We start from the raw sequence: 16,605 nt of genomic DNA on the forward strand, positions 1-16,605 counted from the left end.
GACAAAGTCATTCGCAGCCATGATGCCTGCCACGCCATGTTGACGGCCCGACGCCGTTCGTGATTTGTTCAAGACGATAGCTGCACGCGCAGGCGGCAGCGATCGGGAGGATGGTAACGACATGAGGCGTTTTTCGATCACGCAGCTGCTCGCGGCAGCGGCGCTCACCACGCTCACGGCGCCAGCCTTTGCGCAAGCGGCGACCCCGTGGGAGTTGAAGCCGGACACGGGCTACGCCTACGGCAAGGACGGCAAGACGCTGGCCTACAAAATGGGAACCAACAACGCCGGCCAGTTGCTCAAGGGCGCCAGGAAGGTGCCGAAGGGAACGCTGTTCTTCATCGGACAGAACGGGCAGCTCTACATGCGGAAGGGCCCCTATCTCAACGATGACGGCAGCTTCATGTTCGGATCGGAATAATTATCTCGCCGAGGTCGCCTCGGCTGACATCGGCGCAGCCTGATACAGCGCCGCCGCAAGCTCCCGCGCGCCGGGCTGGCTGCTGTTCGCGTTCATCCGGCTGTCGGTAATCGCGAGCAACTTGGCGACGGTGTTGTGACGGATTGCCACCGGGTTGCGCTCATAGCCGCCGCGCTGGAAGAAATTCGAGGTCGGCACCAGTTCGCGCATCGCCTGCGGCATCATCACCATGTCGAGGCCTGTGCCGTCGCCGGTGAGATTCATCATTTCGAGTTCAGCGGCGGTCAGCGGGCGGTTGAACCCTTTGGCGCGCGCGAAGATCACCGAGGTCAGGAGCTTGTGCGTTTGCAGAAGCGGACCGATGTCGATGTCGAGCACCATCGCGTGCAGCGCCCAGCCTTGCGGCGTGTCGGCAAGCCTCTCGTGCGCCGACCAGTCGTCCGGCACCGAGCGGGCAAAGGCCACCATCTTCTTCAGCACCGCGATCTTGCGGTCCATGATTTGACGGGGCTGTCCTGACAAGCTGGCCGCCCTTTGCATCAGTGCACGCACGAATTCAGGTCCCTGCTCGGCGAGCAGTTCGACGCTGTTGGTGGTGAGCAGCTGGTTGTAGCCGATCGCGGTCGAGATCGCGCGCCTGCCGCCGTGCTCTATCCCCGCCTGCACATCGTAATTTCCGGTGCCGCCGGTCTCGAACGAATAGACCCGCACCGCCTGCTCTCGCGTCAGTCCGGCGGCGAGCGCCACCCGCGCATAGGCGCGCTTGAACTCGATCTCGCTCGAGGGTCTTTGCGGCGTCCACTGAAACTGTGCGCTCGCTGCCTGCAGGAGATCGCCAACCGTCGGGATCACCTTGTGCTGGCGCGGCGGCCGCACCTCCGGCGGCTCCGGTTCGGGATTCACCGGCCTCCTCGGCCCGGTATAAACCGGCGGTTGAGTCAGGACGTAATCGTCGAGCGTGATGGCGAGATGCTCGCGCCGCTTGGCATTGCGGCCCCGCCGCTTCTCGACGATCGCACTCCAGTAGGCGCCTGCCTCCGCCTCGAACGCGCTACGGGCCTGCTGGTATTCGGCGAGCTGCCTGCGATACTCCGCGATCGCATAGGGCGAAGCCGCCTGCGCCATGGCATCCGCAGGCGGCGAGGCGTTATCCGCAGCGTCAACCGGCAGCCCGCCCAGGAATAGCGCAAGCGCGAAACATCGGCCGCCGGAACGAATCATGTGAAGGAGCATAATGTAATTTTAGAACATCAGGAGGCCAGGAGGGAACGGCTTTTGCCGGAAACGCCGCATTACTCCGGCTCGACGCCGCTCGCCTTGACGAGTTCCGACCACTTCCTTTCATCCTTGTCGATGAAGTCGGCATATTGTTGCGGCGAACTCGGGGTTATCTCGGTGCCGTCCACTCCGAGCTGCCTTTTCACCTCATCCGAGGCAAGCGCATCCCGCAAAGCCTTGTTGAGCCGATCGATCGCGGCCGGCGGCGTACCTGCCGGGGCGACAAGCCCGTAGGCCAGTACCGCATCGAAACCGGAAACGCCGGCTTCGATCATGGTGGGCACGTCGGGCAATAATTTGTTGCGGTGGGCGGAAGTAACGGCGAGCGCCCGCAACAGGCCGCCCTTGACGTTGCCGGCGGTCGCGGCGATCGGCGAAAACGACATCGGAATATGTCCACCCAGAAGGTCGCTGACCGCCGGACCCGTTCCCTTGTAGGGAATATGAACGATCTGAATGCCGGTCGCGCGGGCAAAATATTCGCCGGTGATGTGGCCGACGGTGCCGATCCCGGCAGAGCCAAAGTTGACCTTGCCTGGATTGGCCTTGGCGTAGGCAATCAGACCGGCGACGGTTTTCGCCGGAAACGAGGGATGCACCACCAGCGAAGACGGCGCGCTGCCGATCATGCCGATCGGTGCAAAGTCCTTGCGCGGATCGTAACCGGCATTGCGATAGAGCGAGGGCGCGATCGCAAGCGTGCCGGAGTAGCCGAGCAGAAGCGTGTAGCCGTCGGGCTCGCTTCTCGCCACAGATTTGGTGCCGACAGTGCCGCCCGCTCCGCCTCTGTTGTCGACCACAATGCTCTGGCCGAGCAACTCGCTCATCTTGTCGGCGATCACGCGCCCGACGATCGAGGTCGAGCCGCCCGGCGGGAACGGCACCACCATCGTGATGGTACGGTTCGGATAGTCTTGCGCCCGCGCCGCACCGAACCCTGCGCAGAGGCCGAGCACCAGTACCAACGCCAACATTGCAGGCAACGCGCGGACAGAGCGCATGACGAACCTCCCGGACGGCTCTTTTTTCCATCGTCCCCGAAAGAGCAGGCCTTCGCAAGGCGACCCTTCGGCTAAACGGCTTGACTAGGAACCCTCCCCGATTGATGAAATGGCGCAAACCCCGCCCTGGAAGAAATCCAACAAGATGACGGCTGAAATGACCGACGAAGCGCTGAAGGCAGACGGCTGGGCCGCAGTCGAGACCACCGGCTTCCTGAACCTCATTGGTCCGCTCTGGGAGCGCTCCGTCGACGGCAATCATGAATACGCTATCCTCGCGTCCGACAAGCATCACAACCGCCGCAACCGGGTCCAGGGCGGTGTATTGATGACCTTGGCCGACCGGGCCTCCGGCATGATTGCCCGGCTGGTGTCCGGCCGGCCGACGCTCGCCACGGTGCAGATGGACGTCCACTTTATTGATGCGGGCCAGATCGGCGAGTTGCTGATTGCGAAGCCGCGCGTCGTCCGCGTCACGCACACGCTGATCTTCACCACCGCGGAGGTCGTTGCCGACGGCCGCGTCGTTGCCACCGCAAGTGGCGTTTTCAAGATCCTGAAAGACAACTCCTGACCCTGCCGGATTTATCAATCGAAAAGGAATGCCTCCGTGGAATATCGTCAACTCGGCCGCAGTGGCCTGAAAGTCTCGCCGATCTGCCTCGGCACGATGATGTTCGGCGGACCGGCGGACGAAACCAGTTCGAAGCGGATCATCGCCAGGGCGCGCGATGCCGGCGTCAACTTCATCGACACGGCCGATGCCTATTCCAACGGCGCGTCGGAAACCGTGGTCGGCCGTGCGATATCCAACAACCGGCCTGGCTGGGTGCTGGCGACCAAGCTTGCCAATCAGATGGGCGATGATCCGAATCGCGGCGGGCTGTCGCGGCGCTGGGTGCTTCAGGCCGCCGACGAAAGCCTGAAGCGGCTCGGCACCGACTACATCGACATCTACTATCTGCACAAGGAAGACCATGCGACGCCGCTCGCCGAGACCGTGCGCGCCATGGGCGAACTGATCAGGCAGGGCAAGGTGCGGTATTTCGGCGTCTCGAACTATCGCGCCTGGCGCGTCGCCGAAATCTGCAACATCTGCGACGACCTCGGCATCGACCGCCCGATCGTCAGCCAGCCCTACTACAATGCGATGAACCGCATGCCGGAAGTCGAGCACTTCCCGGCCTGCGGCTATTACGGACTGGGCATTGTACCCTACAGCCCGCTGGCGCGCGGCGTTTTGACCGGCAAGTACAAACCTGACGCCGCGCCGGACAAGGAGACGCGCGCCGGCCGCAGCGACACGCGCATGATGCAGACCGAATGGCGGCCTGAATCGCTGCAGCTGGCGCAGGAAATCCGCAAGCATGCGGAAGACCGCGGCATCACCGCCGGACAGTTCGCGGTCGCCTGGGTGCTCAACAGCGCGTTCGTGACCGGCGTGATCGCAGGCCCCCGCACCGAAGAGCAGTGGGACGACTATGTACGCGCGCTTGACTATCGCTTCACGGCCGAAGACGAGGCCCTGATCGATCGGCTCGTCGTCACCGGCCATCCCTCGACACCGGGCTACAACGATCCGCAATATCCGATCGAAGGACGGAAGCCGCGCACTGCGGCTTGATGGTCTTCCGGCAGAAATTTCGGCGTAGGCCGGCAAAGCTTGCCGGGACGTCAATGGCGCGGCTCGATTGCCCGTTGATTCATCAAGCTAATTTATCTGGCCCGGGCTTTGCTCGACGGATTGAGGGGTTTTTGTTGGTTGCGTGCGGGTTCCTTTGACTCAAGGGAATGACGACATGTCACGACATCAGATCATGCCGCCGACGGTCTATACGCCGCCGCCGAGGAAAATCGAGACGAGGAAACGCCGCACTGGCATCGGCCCGCTCAGCGAGTTCGACGCGGCGGAAGAGGCGTACGGGACAAGCGAAACCAGCCGATCGGCGGCGCCGGTCGCAAACAAGCTCCTGCCACCGGACTTTTCCGGGATTGAAGACGCCAGCCGCAAGCCACAGCATCCGCCGGGACGGCTGAGCCAGGGTACGCTGTCGGCGCTGCTGCGCATGCAGGAATTGGAATAGCAAGTGACGTGCAGCGAAGCTCAGCGCGGTTTCGCCGTCTTCCGCAGCATCGCGTCATAGGCGAGCTTGATCCGGCGGACCGCCGGATCCTTGTAGAGGAAGCCCTCATTGCGCGCGTGAACGAGCATCGAGGCGTTGACCTCGAACACCACGATCTCGCCGGATGCGTCCGTGGCGCAATCAATACCGAAATAGTCCAGACCGACGCGCTCGCGAATGGCGCGCAATGCCTGCATCTGCGCCAGGCCGAACACCGCAGCGCAGTTCTCCAGGAATGCCGCCTCTTCCTGCTGCATCCACGGCTGGTTCGCCATGTCGGTATTGATGTGATGGAGTTTCCAGTCGCGGCCGATGCAGAGGTGATAGGGCAGAATCTGATCGCCGATGAAGATGAAGCGGTATTTGCGGAAATAGCCGTCGGCGGACAGGTAGTCGATGTATTCGATCAGATAATGGTCGTGGTCCGCCTGCCGCGACAGCAACGCCGACAATGCCGCTAAATCATCGACCTTTTCGAAATCATCTCCGCCATGGGTCCCCACAGGCCGGGCGAGCCAGGGTGAAGAGAACGGCAGCATCGCCTTCAACGCCGCGACAGAGCGATCGGCACCTGCCTTCAGCCGCAAGGCTTGCGGCACGCGACAGCCCGGAATTCCGGCAAGCAGCCGCGCGACGCCATCGCGTGTCGTCTGTTGCACCTTGCGCGGATGGTTGACGACGGGCAGGTCGAGCCGGTCGACCAGGTCGGCGGCGAGCGGCAACAATGCTTCGGTCTGATCGGCGTCGGAGACGAGATTGATGACGAGCTGCGCATTCTGACCGAGCTTCGCGATGTCGTCATCGCGCCCGGCAAACAGCGAGAGCGTATCGGTATCGAAGAACGCGTCCTGAAACAGATATTCGGTCGGCGTATTGCCGCCGAACGGCGCATAGAGCGCCAGCACGCGGAATTCCGCCGGCTGCCTGGCAGCCGGTCGCGTAATCAGCGGCTGGATCCGCGCGGCTTGCGCATAGGCCGCCTGAGCAGCCTTGTCGTCGCCCAGCGACTGCCTGAGTGCGCCGATCCAGTTGATGCTTTCGGCATCCTGCGGATTGAGCGCAACCGCCTCCTGAAAGCTTGCGATTGCCGGCTCGATCTCGCCTAACTCGAAAAGCGTCTTGCCGAGCAGGTGGTGAATACTGGCATCCTGCGGACGCTCGCCTTTCAGCTCGATGAGGATTGCCTTGGCGATCAGGTATTGCCTGGCCGCCATCAGCGCATGAACCATATTGGCGCGCGCGGCCCAATGGCGCGGATTGAGCTTGAGCGTCTGAAGATAGAGCTGGATGGCCGTCTGATGCTGGCCGCACCGCAAATGCAGGTCGGCGAAGCTGCACCAGCAATTGGTCAGATGCGGCGCGATCTTCAAGGCGGCCTGGTAGTTGACGCTTGCGAGCTGAAAATTGCCGCTGGCTGCGGCGACATTGCCGAGCTTGGCGTAAAGATCGGACATCGTCTCGACGGATTCGGTTCCGGCCTTTTCGGCCTCGATCAGTCCACGCTGGAAGGCGGCAATGGATTCCGCCGTACGTCCGTCGCGGAACAATTGCATGCCCTCGCGCAGGCTTTGCTGGACGCTTGAGCCCTCGGTCTCGATACTCGCGGAAGTGCCGGCCGGCGCCGTGGTTTGCATATCTGTCGCCTTTGGATCGGCCGAATGTCCTGCGGAAAAGCGCGTTCGAGCTTTGCCAATTCTTGGTTAACAGGGTGTTACCGCCGAGGCTTGCGGCCTACCGTTTGCGGCCGACCATCTCAAATACCGCGCCGGGGTTATTTTCGCTGAAGCGGAGGTCGAACTCGTGCAGGTTGGCGATGGCTGCCGCGATACTCAGGCCGAGGCCGCTGCCGGGAACGCGATGCCCGCTCGACGTGCGATAGAAGCGCTGAAAGATCTTGTCGCGCTCCGCCGGCTCGACGCCGATCCCGCTGTCGCGCACCCGCACGACTGGCACTCCGTCTTCCTGGATCACGGAGATGCTGACCGAGCCATGCTCGGGCGTGAACTTGATCGCGTTGCCGATCAGGTTCGACACCGCCTCGCGCATCAGGTCGCCATCGCCAAGGATCAGGACGGGCGAATGGCTCTCGAGCGTCATCCGGATCGACTTCGATTCGGCCAGCGGCTCGTAGAATTCGAACAGGTCGGCGCAGATCGCAGACAGATCGATCTGGCGGAAATTGCGGGATTTCGGGCTGTATTCGACATCGGCGAGACGCAAGAGCGCCGCCACCGCCAGCATGGCCTTGTCGATATGGGACAGCGCCTGCTTTACGATGGTCCGCAGTTGCTCGTCGTTCGAACTCTCAAGCCCCCGCTCGAGTTGGGCGTGAACCACCGCAAGCGGGCTGCGCAGGTCGTGGGCGATATTGTCGCCCACTCCCTTGAGCTGCACGAGGAGGCGCACGATCTCGTCCAGCATCAGATTGACGTCGCGGGATATCTTGTCGATCGGATCGCGCCCCGATCCGATCGGCAGCCGCAAATCGGTGTCGCCCTTCATGATCCGGGCAATGGCGTCATGAATGATGGTGAGGCGGCGCGACGAGCGCCGCGCAAAATAGGCGCCGGTCGCAAGCGCCAGCAACAGCATCGGCAGCAACGCTGCGAGCAGCGCCCTCTGCACGATGCGGCGGAAGGCAAGGGTTTCAAGCAGGCTCCGGCCGAGCAGCATGATGTTGCCGTCCGGCCGCTGCCGTGCCACGAAAATGGCCGGCTCGATCCGGTTGTCGCTGCCGGGCACGCGCGTTGCACCCACGAAGTGCGATTTTCCGTCGATCGGTATCGCCGGCAGCTCATCGATATTGCCGAACATGAACTTGTGGTCGGCGTTGAACAGTGCCGCGTAATCGATGCGCCGCAGATCGTTGGTCAGCCTGACGTCGAACGCGGTCCGCAGCTGCTCAACGGGGCGGTTGACGCTCTTGGCGGCCTCCGTCTCGAGAATGAGCCGGTTCCTCTTTTCATTGGCATCGCCGATTTGCAGATAAACCAGTACAAACACCGCCGTGGTCGCCAAGGTCGTGACCAGCACGAAAACCAGCGCAACGCGTACCGCCGACGAGCGGAGAAATTCAAGCATTCGCGTTCAGCATGAAGCCCGCTCCGCGGATATTGACGATCAGCGAGGGCATCCCCTTGGTATCGATCTTTTTCCGCAAGTTGCTGATGTGGACGTCGACGACATTGGTCTCCAGCGAGAAGTGATACTGCCAGACTTCCTGGAGCAGCATGGCCCGCGTGATCACCCGTCCGGGATGGCGCAGGAAATACTCCAGAAGCCGGAACTCGCGCGGCAGCAATTCGATCTTGACGCCGGCGCGATGGACGCTCTTTTCAATCAGATCCATTTCAAGATCGCCGACCCGCAGCTTCGTGGTGCGGATGTCGTCAAGCCGGCGCAACATCGCCTCGACGCGGGCGGTCAGCTCGACCATCGCGAACGGCTTGGTCAGGTAGTCGTCGCCTCCCGCCTTCAGCCCCTTGACCTTCTCGTCGACGGAAGACAGGGCCGAGATGACCAGAACGGGGACCTTGACGCCTTCCTTGCGCAAGGCCTCCAGCATCACCAGGCTGTCCTCGCCGAAGACGATCCGGTCCATGATCATCATCGCGGCGTCACCCACCCGCGCCGCGTCGGCGGCTTCCGCGATCGAGGCGAGCCGCACCAGATAGCCCTTGCTTTCCAGCTCGCCCTTGACCTCGTCCGCCATCGCCTGCTCGTCCTCGACGAGGACGATGGTTTGTGCACGGGCCTCAGGTTTATTCGTCAACGGCTCGCTCCTTCTCCGCTCGGGGTCAGGGCGTCACCCCCGGCGGCTGGATGGGCGGCTGTGGATGCGGCGGGTCCTGTGCGAGATGCTTCACGGCCGCAACCACTGCCGGATCCGGATGCCTGACCGGCGGAATGACTTCGTTCGGCGGCCAGCCGCCGCCGAGCGCCTTATAGAGCGCCACGAAATTGTCGCCGGCAAGCCGGGTCACCTCGGCGCGCTGCTGCTCCAGCGCGAATTGCTGGCGCTCCGCATCAAGGACGTTGAGGAAATCGGTCAAACCGCGATCGTAGCGCTCGGTTGCCACCTTGGTTGCCTGGCGCGCCGCCTCGATTGCGGTATCGAGCCGTTTGAGGCTCTGCCGATAGCCCTGATAGCTGGTATTGGCCTCGTCCACCTGTTGCACCGCAACGAGAATGGTCTGCTTGTATGCCGCCGCAAGTTCGTGCGCACGGATGTCGGCAATCTCGATCTTGGCATCGAGCGCACCGAAGTCGAGGATCGCGGCATCGAGCGTCGGGCCGATCGATCCGATCCAGGTGATCGGCACGGCCGAGCCCGATCGCGGACCGCCCTGAGCGCCTGCGCCGCCGGTGATCGCCACGTTGGGGAACAGGTCGGCTGTGCGCGCGTCGATATCGGCAACCGCCGAAGCGAGGTAGCGCTCGGCTTCGCGGATGTCCGGGCGCCGGCGCAGCAGGTCGACCGGGGTCCCGACCGGCGCACCCGCCGGCAGACGCGGAACGGCGGCGGTGCGCCGCAGCTCGCGGGCGACGGTCTCGGGATATTCCCCGAGCAGAACGGCAATCGCATAGCCGTTTGCCTCGATCAGCGCCTTGAGGGGATCGACGTCGGCCTGCAACGTCTCAAGCTCGCGCTTGGCAAGCAGCACGTCCAGTTCATTGGTCAGGCCTCGGTCAAGGCGCGTCTGGGTGAGGTCGACCACCTTCTGCGCGGCTTCGATGCTGCGGTAGAGGATCTGAAGGCGGTCCTGCCGCGCGCGCAAGTCGAAGTACAGACGGGCGACATCGGCGGCCATCACGACATAGACCCAGTCGCGGGCCTCCTTGAGCGCCTCGGCGGTGTAGACCTGCGATTCGACGCGGCTTGCAATCTTGCCGAAGAAGTCGATTTCCCACTCGGAGTCGAGACCAGCGACCACCGTGCGGCTGCGGAGACCTTCAGGATTGTCGCCGTTGCGCAAAGCCTGTGCGGCCCTTCCTTTGGTATTGTCGTTGCCGGTGCCGATGCCGCCGCCGGCGCTGGCATTAAGCTGCGGGACGGCCTGGGCGCCGATCACGACCAGTTGCAGCCGCGCCTGCTGCAGGCGATCCAGCGCGATCTTGAGATCGAGGTTGTTTGCAATCGCAAGGTCGATCAGCCGGTTGAGTTCGCGGTCGTGCAGCGTCCGCCACCATTGCCACAGCTCCGGATTCGCCGCAGCCGTTTTCGGCCCTTGGCCGGCGGGCGGGGTCACGAAATTCACGGGAAGCGCAGCGTCCGGCGTGAAGTATTGCGGGCCAACGGCGCAGCCTGCCAGCGCCCCGGCACAGGTGATCAGACCCACTAAGCTTGCTATTCTCATGCACCCTATCCAGACACCGGAAAAAACGCCCGACAGGCGCGAGACATTGAGCGTTGACCATTTGGAAGGGTCCGCCGCGCGACGTCAACGGCTACAGCCGCCTCAGTCGCCGTTTCCCTGTTGAAAGGCCCCCCAGCCCGATTCATTTCGCTTCCGCCTCATGCGCGGGAGGAGATTTGTTGTCTTTCGCAACCGAGACGACCTCGCCTTCCGACAGCGAATCAGGCGGGCTGTTGATGACCGTGTCGGACACCTTGAGTCCGCTCAGCACCTCGAACTCGGTGCCAAGGTTGCGGCCGAGCTTGATGGACTTGAGCTCGACCTTGTTTCCCGGGCCGAGAAGCGCGAGCTGCGTACCGTTCTCGCGAAAGATCAGAGCGCTGGTCGGAATTCGCAGGGTGTCGGGGTTGGGAGGAAGATCAAACCGAACCTGGGCGAAGGTGCCCGGCTGCAGCAGGTTGTCGGTGTTGGGCGAATGGAGCTCGACCAACAGGGTCCGCGACGTCTTGTTGATCGCCTCGGCGGTCGTGGCGACCACGGCCTTGAACGTCTTGTCCGGATATTGCGGCAACGTCATCTCCGCGGTCAGTCCGGCGTGGATCGGCGCCGAAAGCTCCTGCGGCACCTGGACGAATACCCGCATCTCATGCACGTCCGCGACCTTGAACAGCACCGGCCCGCTGCCGCCGCCGACGCCGCTGCCGGCGTTGATCAGCGCGCCGACGTCGGTGTTGCGCTGGGTCACGATGCCGTCGAAAGGAGCGACAATGCGCTTGAAGGCCTCCAGCGCGCTGAGGCGGTCGACCTCGCTTTTGTCGACATTGGCTTCCGCAACGGCCGCGTTGTAGCGCGCATCGGCAGAGCCGAACTCCGCCTTCTTTGATTCGGTCTCCTGCTCGGAAACCACACCCTTCGGAGATTCGCGCCAGCGGGTATAGGTCGTTTCGGCAAAAGCGCGCTCCGCTTCCCTCACCTTGACCACCGCCTCGGCGGCATTGAACTTCGCCTTGGCGGCCGCGAATTGCGCGTCGAGGTCAGGAGCATCGATTTCGGCCAGCAGATCGCCCTTTTTCACGTGGGCGCCGAAATCGAAATACCATTTTTTGAGATAACCGCTCACTCGGGCATAGATCGGCGCTTCGTACCAGGCTTCGATGTCGCCAGGCAGCGAAATCTGCTGTCCGGTGATGCCTTTCTTCGGCTTCACCGTAGCCACGACCGGCACCGCCTGCTCGTTGGTCCACTTCGTGACTTCGCTTTCATTGTGCCGCCGGGTCATGATTCCCGCGACCGCAATGCCGATCGCGATCAGGAGCGCGAAGCCCGCGACCCAGCGCGCCTTGCCTGGCGGCGGATTTATCTTGCTCTGGCTCGGCCGGGTTTCATGCTCCGGCGGGGCTTGGTGCGGATGGGTGTCAAGCAAGGCGTTTCTCCCTGGTCACAGGCTCGGCCCGTCCGAGGTTGTAGCAGCTATCGGCGGCACTTGGTGACCCCGATTGCGGTGAAGGACACTGAACACAGTCGGAACGAAGAAAAGGGTCGCAATGGTTGCGATCGCGAGTCCCCCGATCACGGCGCGGCCAAGCGGCGCGTTTTGCTCACCGCCCTCGCCCATGGCGAGCGCCATCGGGACCATGCCGATCACCATCGCCAACGCCGTCATCAGCACCGGGCGGAAGCGGGTGAAGCCGGCCTCCAGCGCCGCCGCGGTAGCATCGAGCCCGTTTTCCAGGCCTTCGCGGGCGAAACTGACCAAGAGGATACTGTTCGCCGTCGCGATGCCCATGCACATGATGGCCCCCGTCAGGGCCGGCACCGACAGCGTGGTACCGGTCATGAACAGCATCCAGACGATGCCGGCGAGTGCGCCTGGCAGCGCAGTGATGATGATGAAGGGATCGAGCCATGACTGGAAGTTGACGACGATGACGAGATAGATCAGCACGATCGCGCCGGCGAGACCGAGGTAAAGCTCGAGGTAGGCGTTATTCATCGTCTGAACCTGACCGCGCACCGCGGTGTAGGAGCCGCGGGGCAGATCCTTTTTGGCTTCCGCCATGATCTTTACGATGTCGCCGGATACCGCGCCGAGGTCCCGCCCCTGCGTGTCGCCGAAGATGTCGATCACCGGCTGCACGTTGTAATGCGACACGATGCCCGGACTCGGTCCCTGAGTGATCTCTGCCAAACCGCCCAGATATCGCGGGGTGCCATTGTCCTGGGAGGAGGTGATCGGGATATTGGCGAGTTCGGAAATGTTGTTGACCCGGTATTGCGGCATTTGCGCCACGATCGGATAGGACACGCCATTTTCCGGATTGAGCCAGAAATTCGGCTTCACCTGACCGCTGCCGGAAAGCGTGACAAGCAGGCTGTTGGCAACATCGCGCTGGGTCAATCCGACCTCGGCTGCCAGCGTGCGATCGACGTCAACGTTGATCTGTGGATAGTTGAAGACCTGCTGGATGCGGAGGTCCGCGATACCCGGCACCTCGCGAATTTTCTTCATCAGGTTGCTGGCGTAGGCGTAGTTGGCCTTCTGGTTGTTGCCGATGATCTGCACGTCGATCGGCGCCGGCAAGCCGAAGTTGAGAATCTGCGACACGATGTCGGCGGGCAGGAACGAGAACGTCGTCCCCGGGAATTTCTGTGGCAACACCGTGCGAAGTGTCTTGACGTAACCGGCGGTCGGACCGTGATCTTCCTTCATGCTGATCAGCGCGTCGCCGTCTTCCGGCCCGATGGTGCCGGTGTTCTGATAGGCCATGTTGATGCCGGAAAACGGCAGGCCGATATTGTCGACGATGTTGTCGAGTTGCTCCGGCGGAATAGTCTCGCGCACCGTGTGCTCGACCTGGTCGAACAGACGCGCCGTCTCCTCGATCCGCGTTCCCGGCTGGGCGCGGACATGCATCAGGATCTGGCCGGAATCGACGGCGGGGAAGAAATTCTCGCCAAGGAACGGCGCCAGTCCGAACGACAGCACTACGCAGGCGAGGAACGCGACCATGAAGGTCTTCGGACGCTCCAAGGCTCCGATCAGCAGCTCGCGATAGCGGCCGCGGAAGCGCTCGAAATAGGCCTCAAACCCCTGCTGGAACCGCACGAGCGGATTGCGCGAGCGCCCCCTGAGCGCGGGCTGTCCCACCGCGGTCTCGGTCGCGTGGTGGTGCGCGCTCATCAGGTAGTTCGCCATGGTCGGTACCAGCGTGCGCGACAGGATGAACGAGCCGACCAGCGCGAAGACCACGGCTTCCGCCAGCGGCCGGAACAGATAGCCGGCGACGCCGCCGAGCTGGAACATCGGCACGAACACGATGCAAAGGCACAGCAGCGTGACGAACGCCGGAATCACGATTTGCTGCGCGCCGTCCAGGATCGCGGGCTCGATCTCCTTGCCCTGCTCGAGGTGATAGTTGATGTTCTCGATGGTCACCGTGCCGTCGTCGACCAGGATGCCGACGGCGAGCGCCAGCCCGCCAAGCGTCATCACGTTGATGGTTTCTCCGAGCAGCGACAACGCCGTCAGCGAGAACAATATCGCGAGCGGAATTTCCGTCAGAATGATGATCGTCGAACGCCAGCTGCCGAGGAACAGCAGAATCATGATGCCGACCAACGCCGCCGCCAGGACCGCCTCGCGAATCACGCCGAACACCGCCGCTTTGACGAAGACCGACTGGTCGCCAACCGCCTTCAGCCTGAGGCTCGACGGAAGGCTCTCCTGAACCCGGGGCAAAAGCGACTTGACGCCGGCGATGATGTCGAGGGTCGACGACGAGCCGGCCTTCAGGATGGTCATCAGCACCGCGCGCGCGCCGTTGACCCGCACCAGGTTGGTCTGCGGCGGCGCGCCCTGGTGAACATGAGCGACGTCCTGCACGTAGATCACGGTGCCGTTGGCCTTCTTGACCGGCAGGTCGTTGATCTTTTCGATCATGGTGGGGCTGGCATTAAGCGCCACGTTCCAGTCGAACTTGCCGATCTTCTGATCGCCCGCGGGAAGAATCAGGTTCTGCGCCGAAATCGCATTGACGACGTCTTCCGCCGAGACGTTGTGCGCCTGCATCGCCTGCTGGTCGAGATCGACCTGGACCTGCAAGACCTTCCCGCCATAGGGCGACGGCACGGCCGCGCCCTGGACGGTTGCGAGTTGCGGCCGGATGAAGTTCTGCCCGAGGTCGAACAGCTTCATTTGCGGCAAGGACCGACTCGAAAGCGCGAGCTGAAGGATGGGCACGCTGGAGGCGTTATAGCTTAGGACGTAGGGCGGCGTGATGCCCGGCGGCAACAGCTTCAGCACCGTCTGCGAGGCCGCCGTCACCTGGGCCATGGCCGCAGCGATATCGACATCCCTCTGGAAGAAGATCTTGACCACGCCATAGCCGCTGATCGACTGCGACTCGATGTGCTGAATGTCGCCCACCTGCGCGGTCAGGTAGCGCTCGTAATAATAGATGACCCGGCCCGACATGTCGTTCGGCAACAGGCCGTTGTAGGTCCAGACAACGCTGATGACCGGGATGTTGATGTTGGGGAAGATGTCGGTCGGGGTGACCAGCGCGGCGCGGACACCGAACAGCGCGATCAAGAGAGCGAGCACGACGAAGGTATAAGGGCGCCGAAGGGCGGTCAGAACGATCCACATGCCATTATCCTCCTGAAGGAACCTGGCTAGCGGCCGAGAACCGCGCCGCTGTCATGCAGCCTTCCTTCATAACTCCCGAAAGTTCCATTCGATGCATCGTCACCGCAATTCGATTCATTCGATTGCCCTCGGTCTGGCAAGATAACGGTGCAGGACGCTGAATACCGTTGGCACAAAGAAGAGTGTGGCGATGGTTGCACAGGTTAGACCGCCAATGACGGCGCGGCCGAGCGGTGCATTCTGCTCCCCGCCCTCGCCCATGGCCAGCGCCATCGGAACCATGCCGATGATCATGGCGAGCGCGGTCATCAGCACGGGCCGGAAGCGGGTAAAGCCGGCTTCCAGCGCCGCAGTCGTCGCGTCGAGCCCGTTTTCCAGGCCTTCGCGGGCGAAGCTCACCAGAAGGACCGAGTTCGCGGTCGCGATACCCATGCACATGATGGCGCCAGTCAATGCCGGAACCGACAGGGTGGTACCAGTCATGAACAACATCCAGATGATGCCGGCGAGCGCGCCGGGCAACGCGGTAATGATGATGAACGGGTCGAGCCAGGACTGGAAGTTGACGACGATGACGAGATAGACCAGCACCACCGCGCCGGCCAGGCCGAAATAAAGCTGGCTGTAGGCGTCATTCATGGTCTGAACCTGGCCGCGCACGACCGTGTAAGAGCCGCGCGGCAGATCCTTCTTGGAATCAGCCAGGATCCTGTTGACGTCGCGCGAAACGGCGCCGAGGTCGCGTCCTTGCGTGTCACCGAAGATATCGATCACCGGCTGCACATTGTAATGCGACACAACGCCCGGGCTCGGCCCTTGCGAGATCTGCGCCAGTCCTCCGAGATATTGCTGCGACGCGCTGGCGACCGACGTAATCGGAATGTTGGACAGGTCAGAGACGCTGTTCACCCGGTATTGTGGCATCTGCGCCACGATCGGGTAAGACACGCCGTTTTCCGGATTGAGCCAGAAGTTGGGGTGAACCTGCCCGCTGCCGGAGAGCGTAACCAGCAGACTGTTGGCGACGTCGCGCTGCGTCAGCCCGACTTGGCGGGCGAGCGTTCGATCGACGGCCACGTTGATCTGCGGATAGTTGAAGACCTGCTGGATGCGCAGGTCGGCGATGCCCGGCACCTGGCGGACCTTCTTCAACAGGTTGTTGGCATAGGCGTAGTTGGCTTTCTGATTGTTACCGATGACCTGCACGTCGATCGGCGCGGGCAAGCCGAAATTGAGAATTTGCGAAACGATGTCGGCGGGCAGGAACGAGAAGGTTGCGCTCGGGAAGCGCTGCGGCAGCACCGTGCGCAGCGCCTTGACATAGCCGGCTGAAGGATCGTGTTCCTCCTTCAGGCTGATCAGTGCATCGCCGTCCTCCGGCCCGATCGTGCCGGTGTTCTGGTAGGCCATGTTGATGCCGCTGTAGGGCAGGCCGATATTGTCGACGATATTGTCGAGCTGGTTGGGCGGGATGATCGAGCGTACGGTCTGCTCGATCTGTTCGAAGAGGCGCGCCGTCTCCTCGATCCGCGTGCCGGGCTGGGCGCGCACATGCATCAGGATCTGGCCGGAATCGACGGCGGGAAAGAAGTTCTCGCCGAGGTACGGCGCCAGGCCAAACGACAACAGCACGACAATGAGGAAGCTTGCGATGATCGTCTTGGGCGCCGCAAGCGCCCGCTTGAGCAGGGCGTGGTAGTGACCGCGCAGCCAGCTAAAGCCACGCTCGAAGGCCTGCTGGAACCGGGTGAAGGGGTTGCGCGACGGCGGCGCAGCC

13 protein-coding genes are annotated in these 16,605 nt (G+C 62.8%); 4 read left to right on the forward strand and 9 right to left on the reverse strand.

Going from position 1 to position 16,605, the window contains the following annotated elements; all coding sequences use genetic code 11:
* Nucleotides 1-121 precede the first annotated feature (121 nt).
* Complete coding sequence (locus tag NEZ08_RS06060) at nucleotides 122-421, forward strand: hypothetical protein (protein ID WP_298105186.1); 300 nt, start codon at nucleotides 122-124, stop codon at nucleotides 419-421.
* Here NEZ08_RS06060 and NEZ08_RS06065 read toward each other — a convergent pair whose 3' ends face one another.
* Both NEZ08_RS06065 and NEZ08_RS06070 read right to left on the reverse strand, forming a co-directional pair.
* On the reverse strand, nucleotides 422-1,642 hold the full coding sequence (locus NEZ08_RS06065; protein ID WP_298105189.1) for a hypothetical protein: 1,221 nt from the start codon (nucleotides 1,640-1,642) through the stop codon (nucleotides 422-424). It abuts the gene before it with no gap.
* Between the two features lie 71 nt (nucleotides 1,643-1,713).
* Nucleotides 1,714-2,700 carry a tripartite tricarboxylate transporter substrate binding protein gene (locus NEZ08_RS06070; RefSeq protein WP_298105192.1) on the reverse strand — a complete coding sequence of 329 codons (987 nt, stop codon included), beginning with the start codon at nucleotides 2,698-2,700 and terminating at the stop codon, nucleotides 1,714-1,716.
* Between the two features lie 157 nt (nucleotides 2,701-2,857).
* On the opposite strand from NEZ08_RS06070, the gene NEZ08_RS06075 reads away from it, so the two are divergent.
* The 3 genes from NEZ08_RS06075 (at nucleotide 2,858) to NEZ08_RS06085 (ending at nucleotide 4,784) form a co-directional block, all read left to right on the forward strand.
* Complete coding sequence (locus tag NEZ08_RS06075) at nucleotides 2,858-3,274, forward strand: PaaI family thioesterase (RefSeq protein WP_298105230.1); 417 nt, start codon at nucleotides 2,858-2,860, stop codon at nucleotides 3,272-3,274.
* 36 nt (nucleotides 3,275-3,310) lie between these two features.
* The gene (locus NEZ08_RS06080; protein ID WP_298105195.1) at nucleotides 3,311-4,324 is read left to right on the forward strand and encodes an aldo/keto reductase; all 1,014 of its coding nucleotides are present in this window, start codon (nucleotides 3,311-3,313) and stop codon (nucleotides 4,322-4,324) included.
* Between the two features lie 175 nt (nucleotides 4,325-4,499).
* Nucleotides 4,500-4,784 carry a hypothetical protein gene (locus tag NEZ08_RS06085; RefSeq protein ID WP_298105198.1) on the forward strand — a complete coding sequence of 95 codons (285 nt, stop codon included), beginning with the start codon at nucleotides 4,500-4,502 and terminating at the stop codon, nucleotides 4,782-4,784.
* Between the two features lie 20 nt (nucleotides 4,785-4,804).
* Here the strand turns inward: NEZ08_RS06085 and NEZ08_RS06090 are convergent, their stop codons facing one another.
* The 7 genes from NEZ08_RS06090 to NEZ08_RS06120 form a co-directional block, all read right to left on the reverse strand.
* A complete protein-coding gene (locus tag NEZ08_RS06090; protein ID WP_298105200.1) occupies nucleotides 4,805-6,457 on the reverse strand; it encodes a tetratricopeptide repeat protein in 1,653 nt (550 codons plus the stop codon).
* Between the two features lie 97 nt (nucleotides 6,458-6,554).
* Nucleotides 6,555-7,904 (reverse strand): HAMP domain-containing sensor histidine kinase, encoded by a 1,350-nt coding sequence (locus tag NEZ08_RS06095; protein ID WP_298105203.1) that lies wholly within the window; start codon nucleotides 7,902-7,904, stop codon nucleotides 6,555-6,557.
* A complete protein-coding gene (locus NEZ08_RS06100; RefSeq protein WP_298105206.1) occupies nucleotides 7,897-8,595 on the reverse strand; it encodes a response regulator transcription factor in 699 nt (232 codons plus the stop codon). Before NEZ08_RS06100 ends, NEZ08_RS06095 begins: the two co-directional genes overlap by 8 nt.
* Nucleotides 8,596-8,620: 25 nt before the next feature.
* A complete protein-coding gene (locus NEZ08_RS06105) occupies nucleotides 8,621-10,180 on the reverse strand; it encodes an efflux transporter outer membrane subunit (RefSeq protein WP_298105209.1) in 1,560 nt (519 codons plus the stop codon).
* A 142-nt stretch (nucleotides 10,181-10,322) separates the two neighbouring features.
* Nucleotides 10,323-11,603: an efflux RND transporter periplasmic adaptor subunit gene (locus tag NEZ08_RS06110; RefSeq protein ID WP_298105211.1), complete on the reverse strand. Its 1,281-nt coding sequence runs from the start codon at nucleotides 11,601-11,603 to the stop codon at nucleotides 10,323-10,325.
* 15 nt (nucleotides 11,604-11,618) lie between these two features.
* Complete coding sequence (locus NEZ08_RS06115) at nucleotides 11,619-14,828, reverse strand: efflux RND transporter permease subunit (RefSeq protein ID WP_298105214.1); 3,210 nt, start codon at nucleotides 14,826-14,828, stop codon at nucleotides 11,619-11,621.
* A gap of 114 nt (nucleotides 14,829-14,942) precedes the next feature.
* A partial coding sequence (locus tag NEZ08_RS06120) for an efflux RND transporter permease subunit (RefSeq protein WP_298105216.1) occupies nucleotides 14,943-16,605 on the reverse strand: 1,663 nt, incomplete at its 5' end.

This window comes from Bradyrhizobium sp., assembly GCF_027451485.1.
Classification (GTDB): Bacteria; Pseudomonadota; Alphaproteobacteria; order Rhizobiales; family Xanthobacteraceae; genus Bradyrhizobium.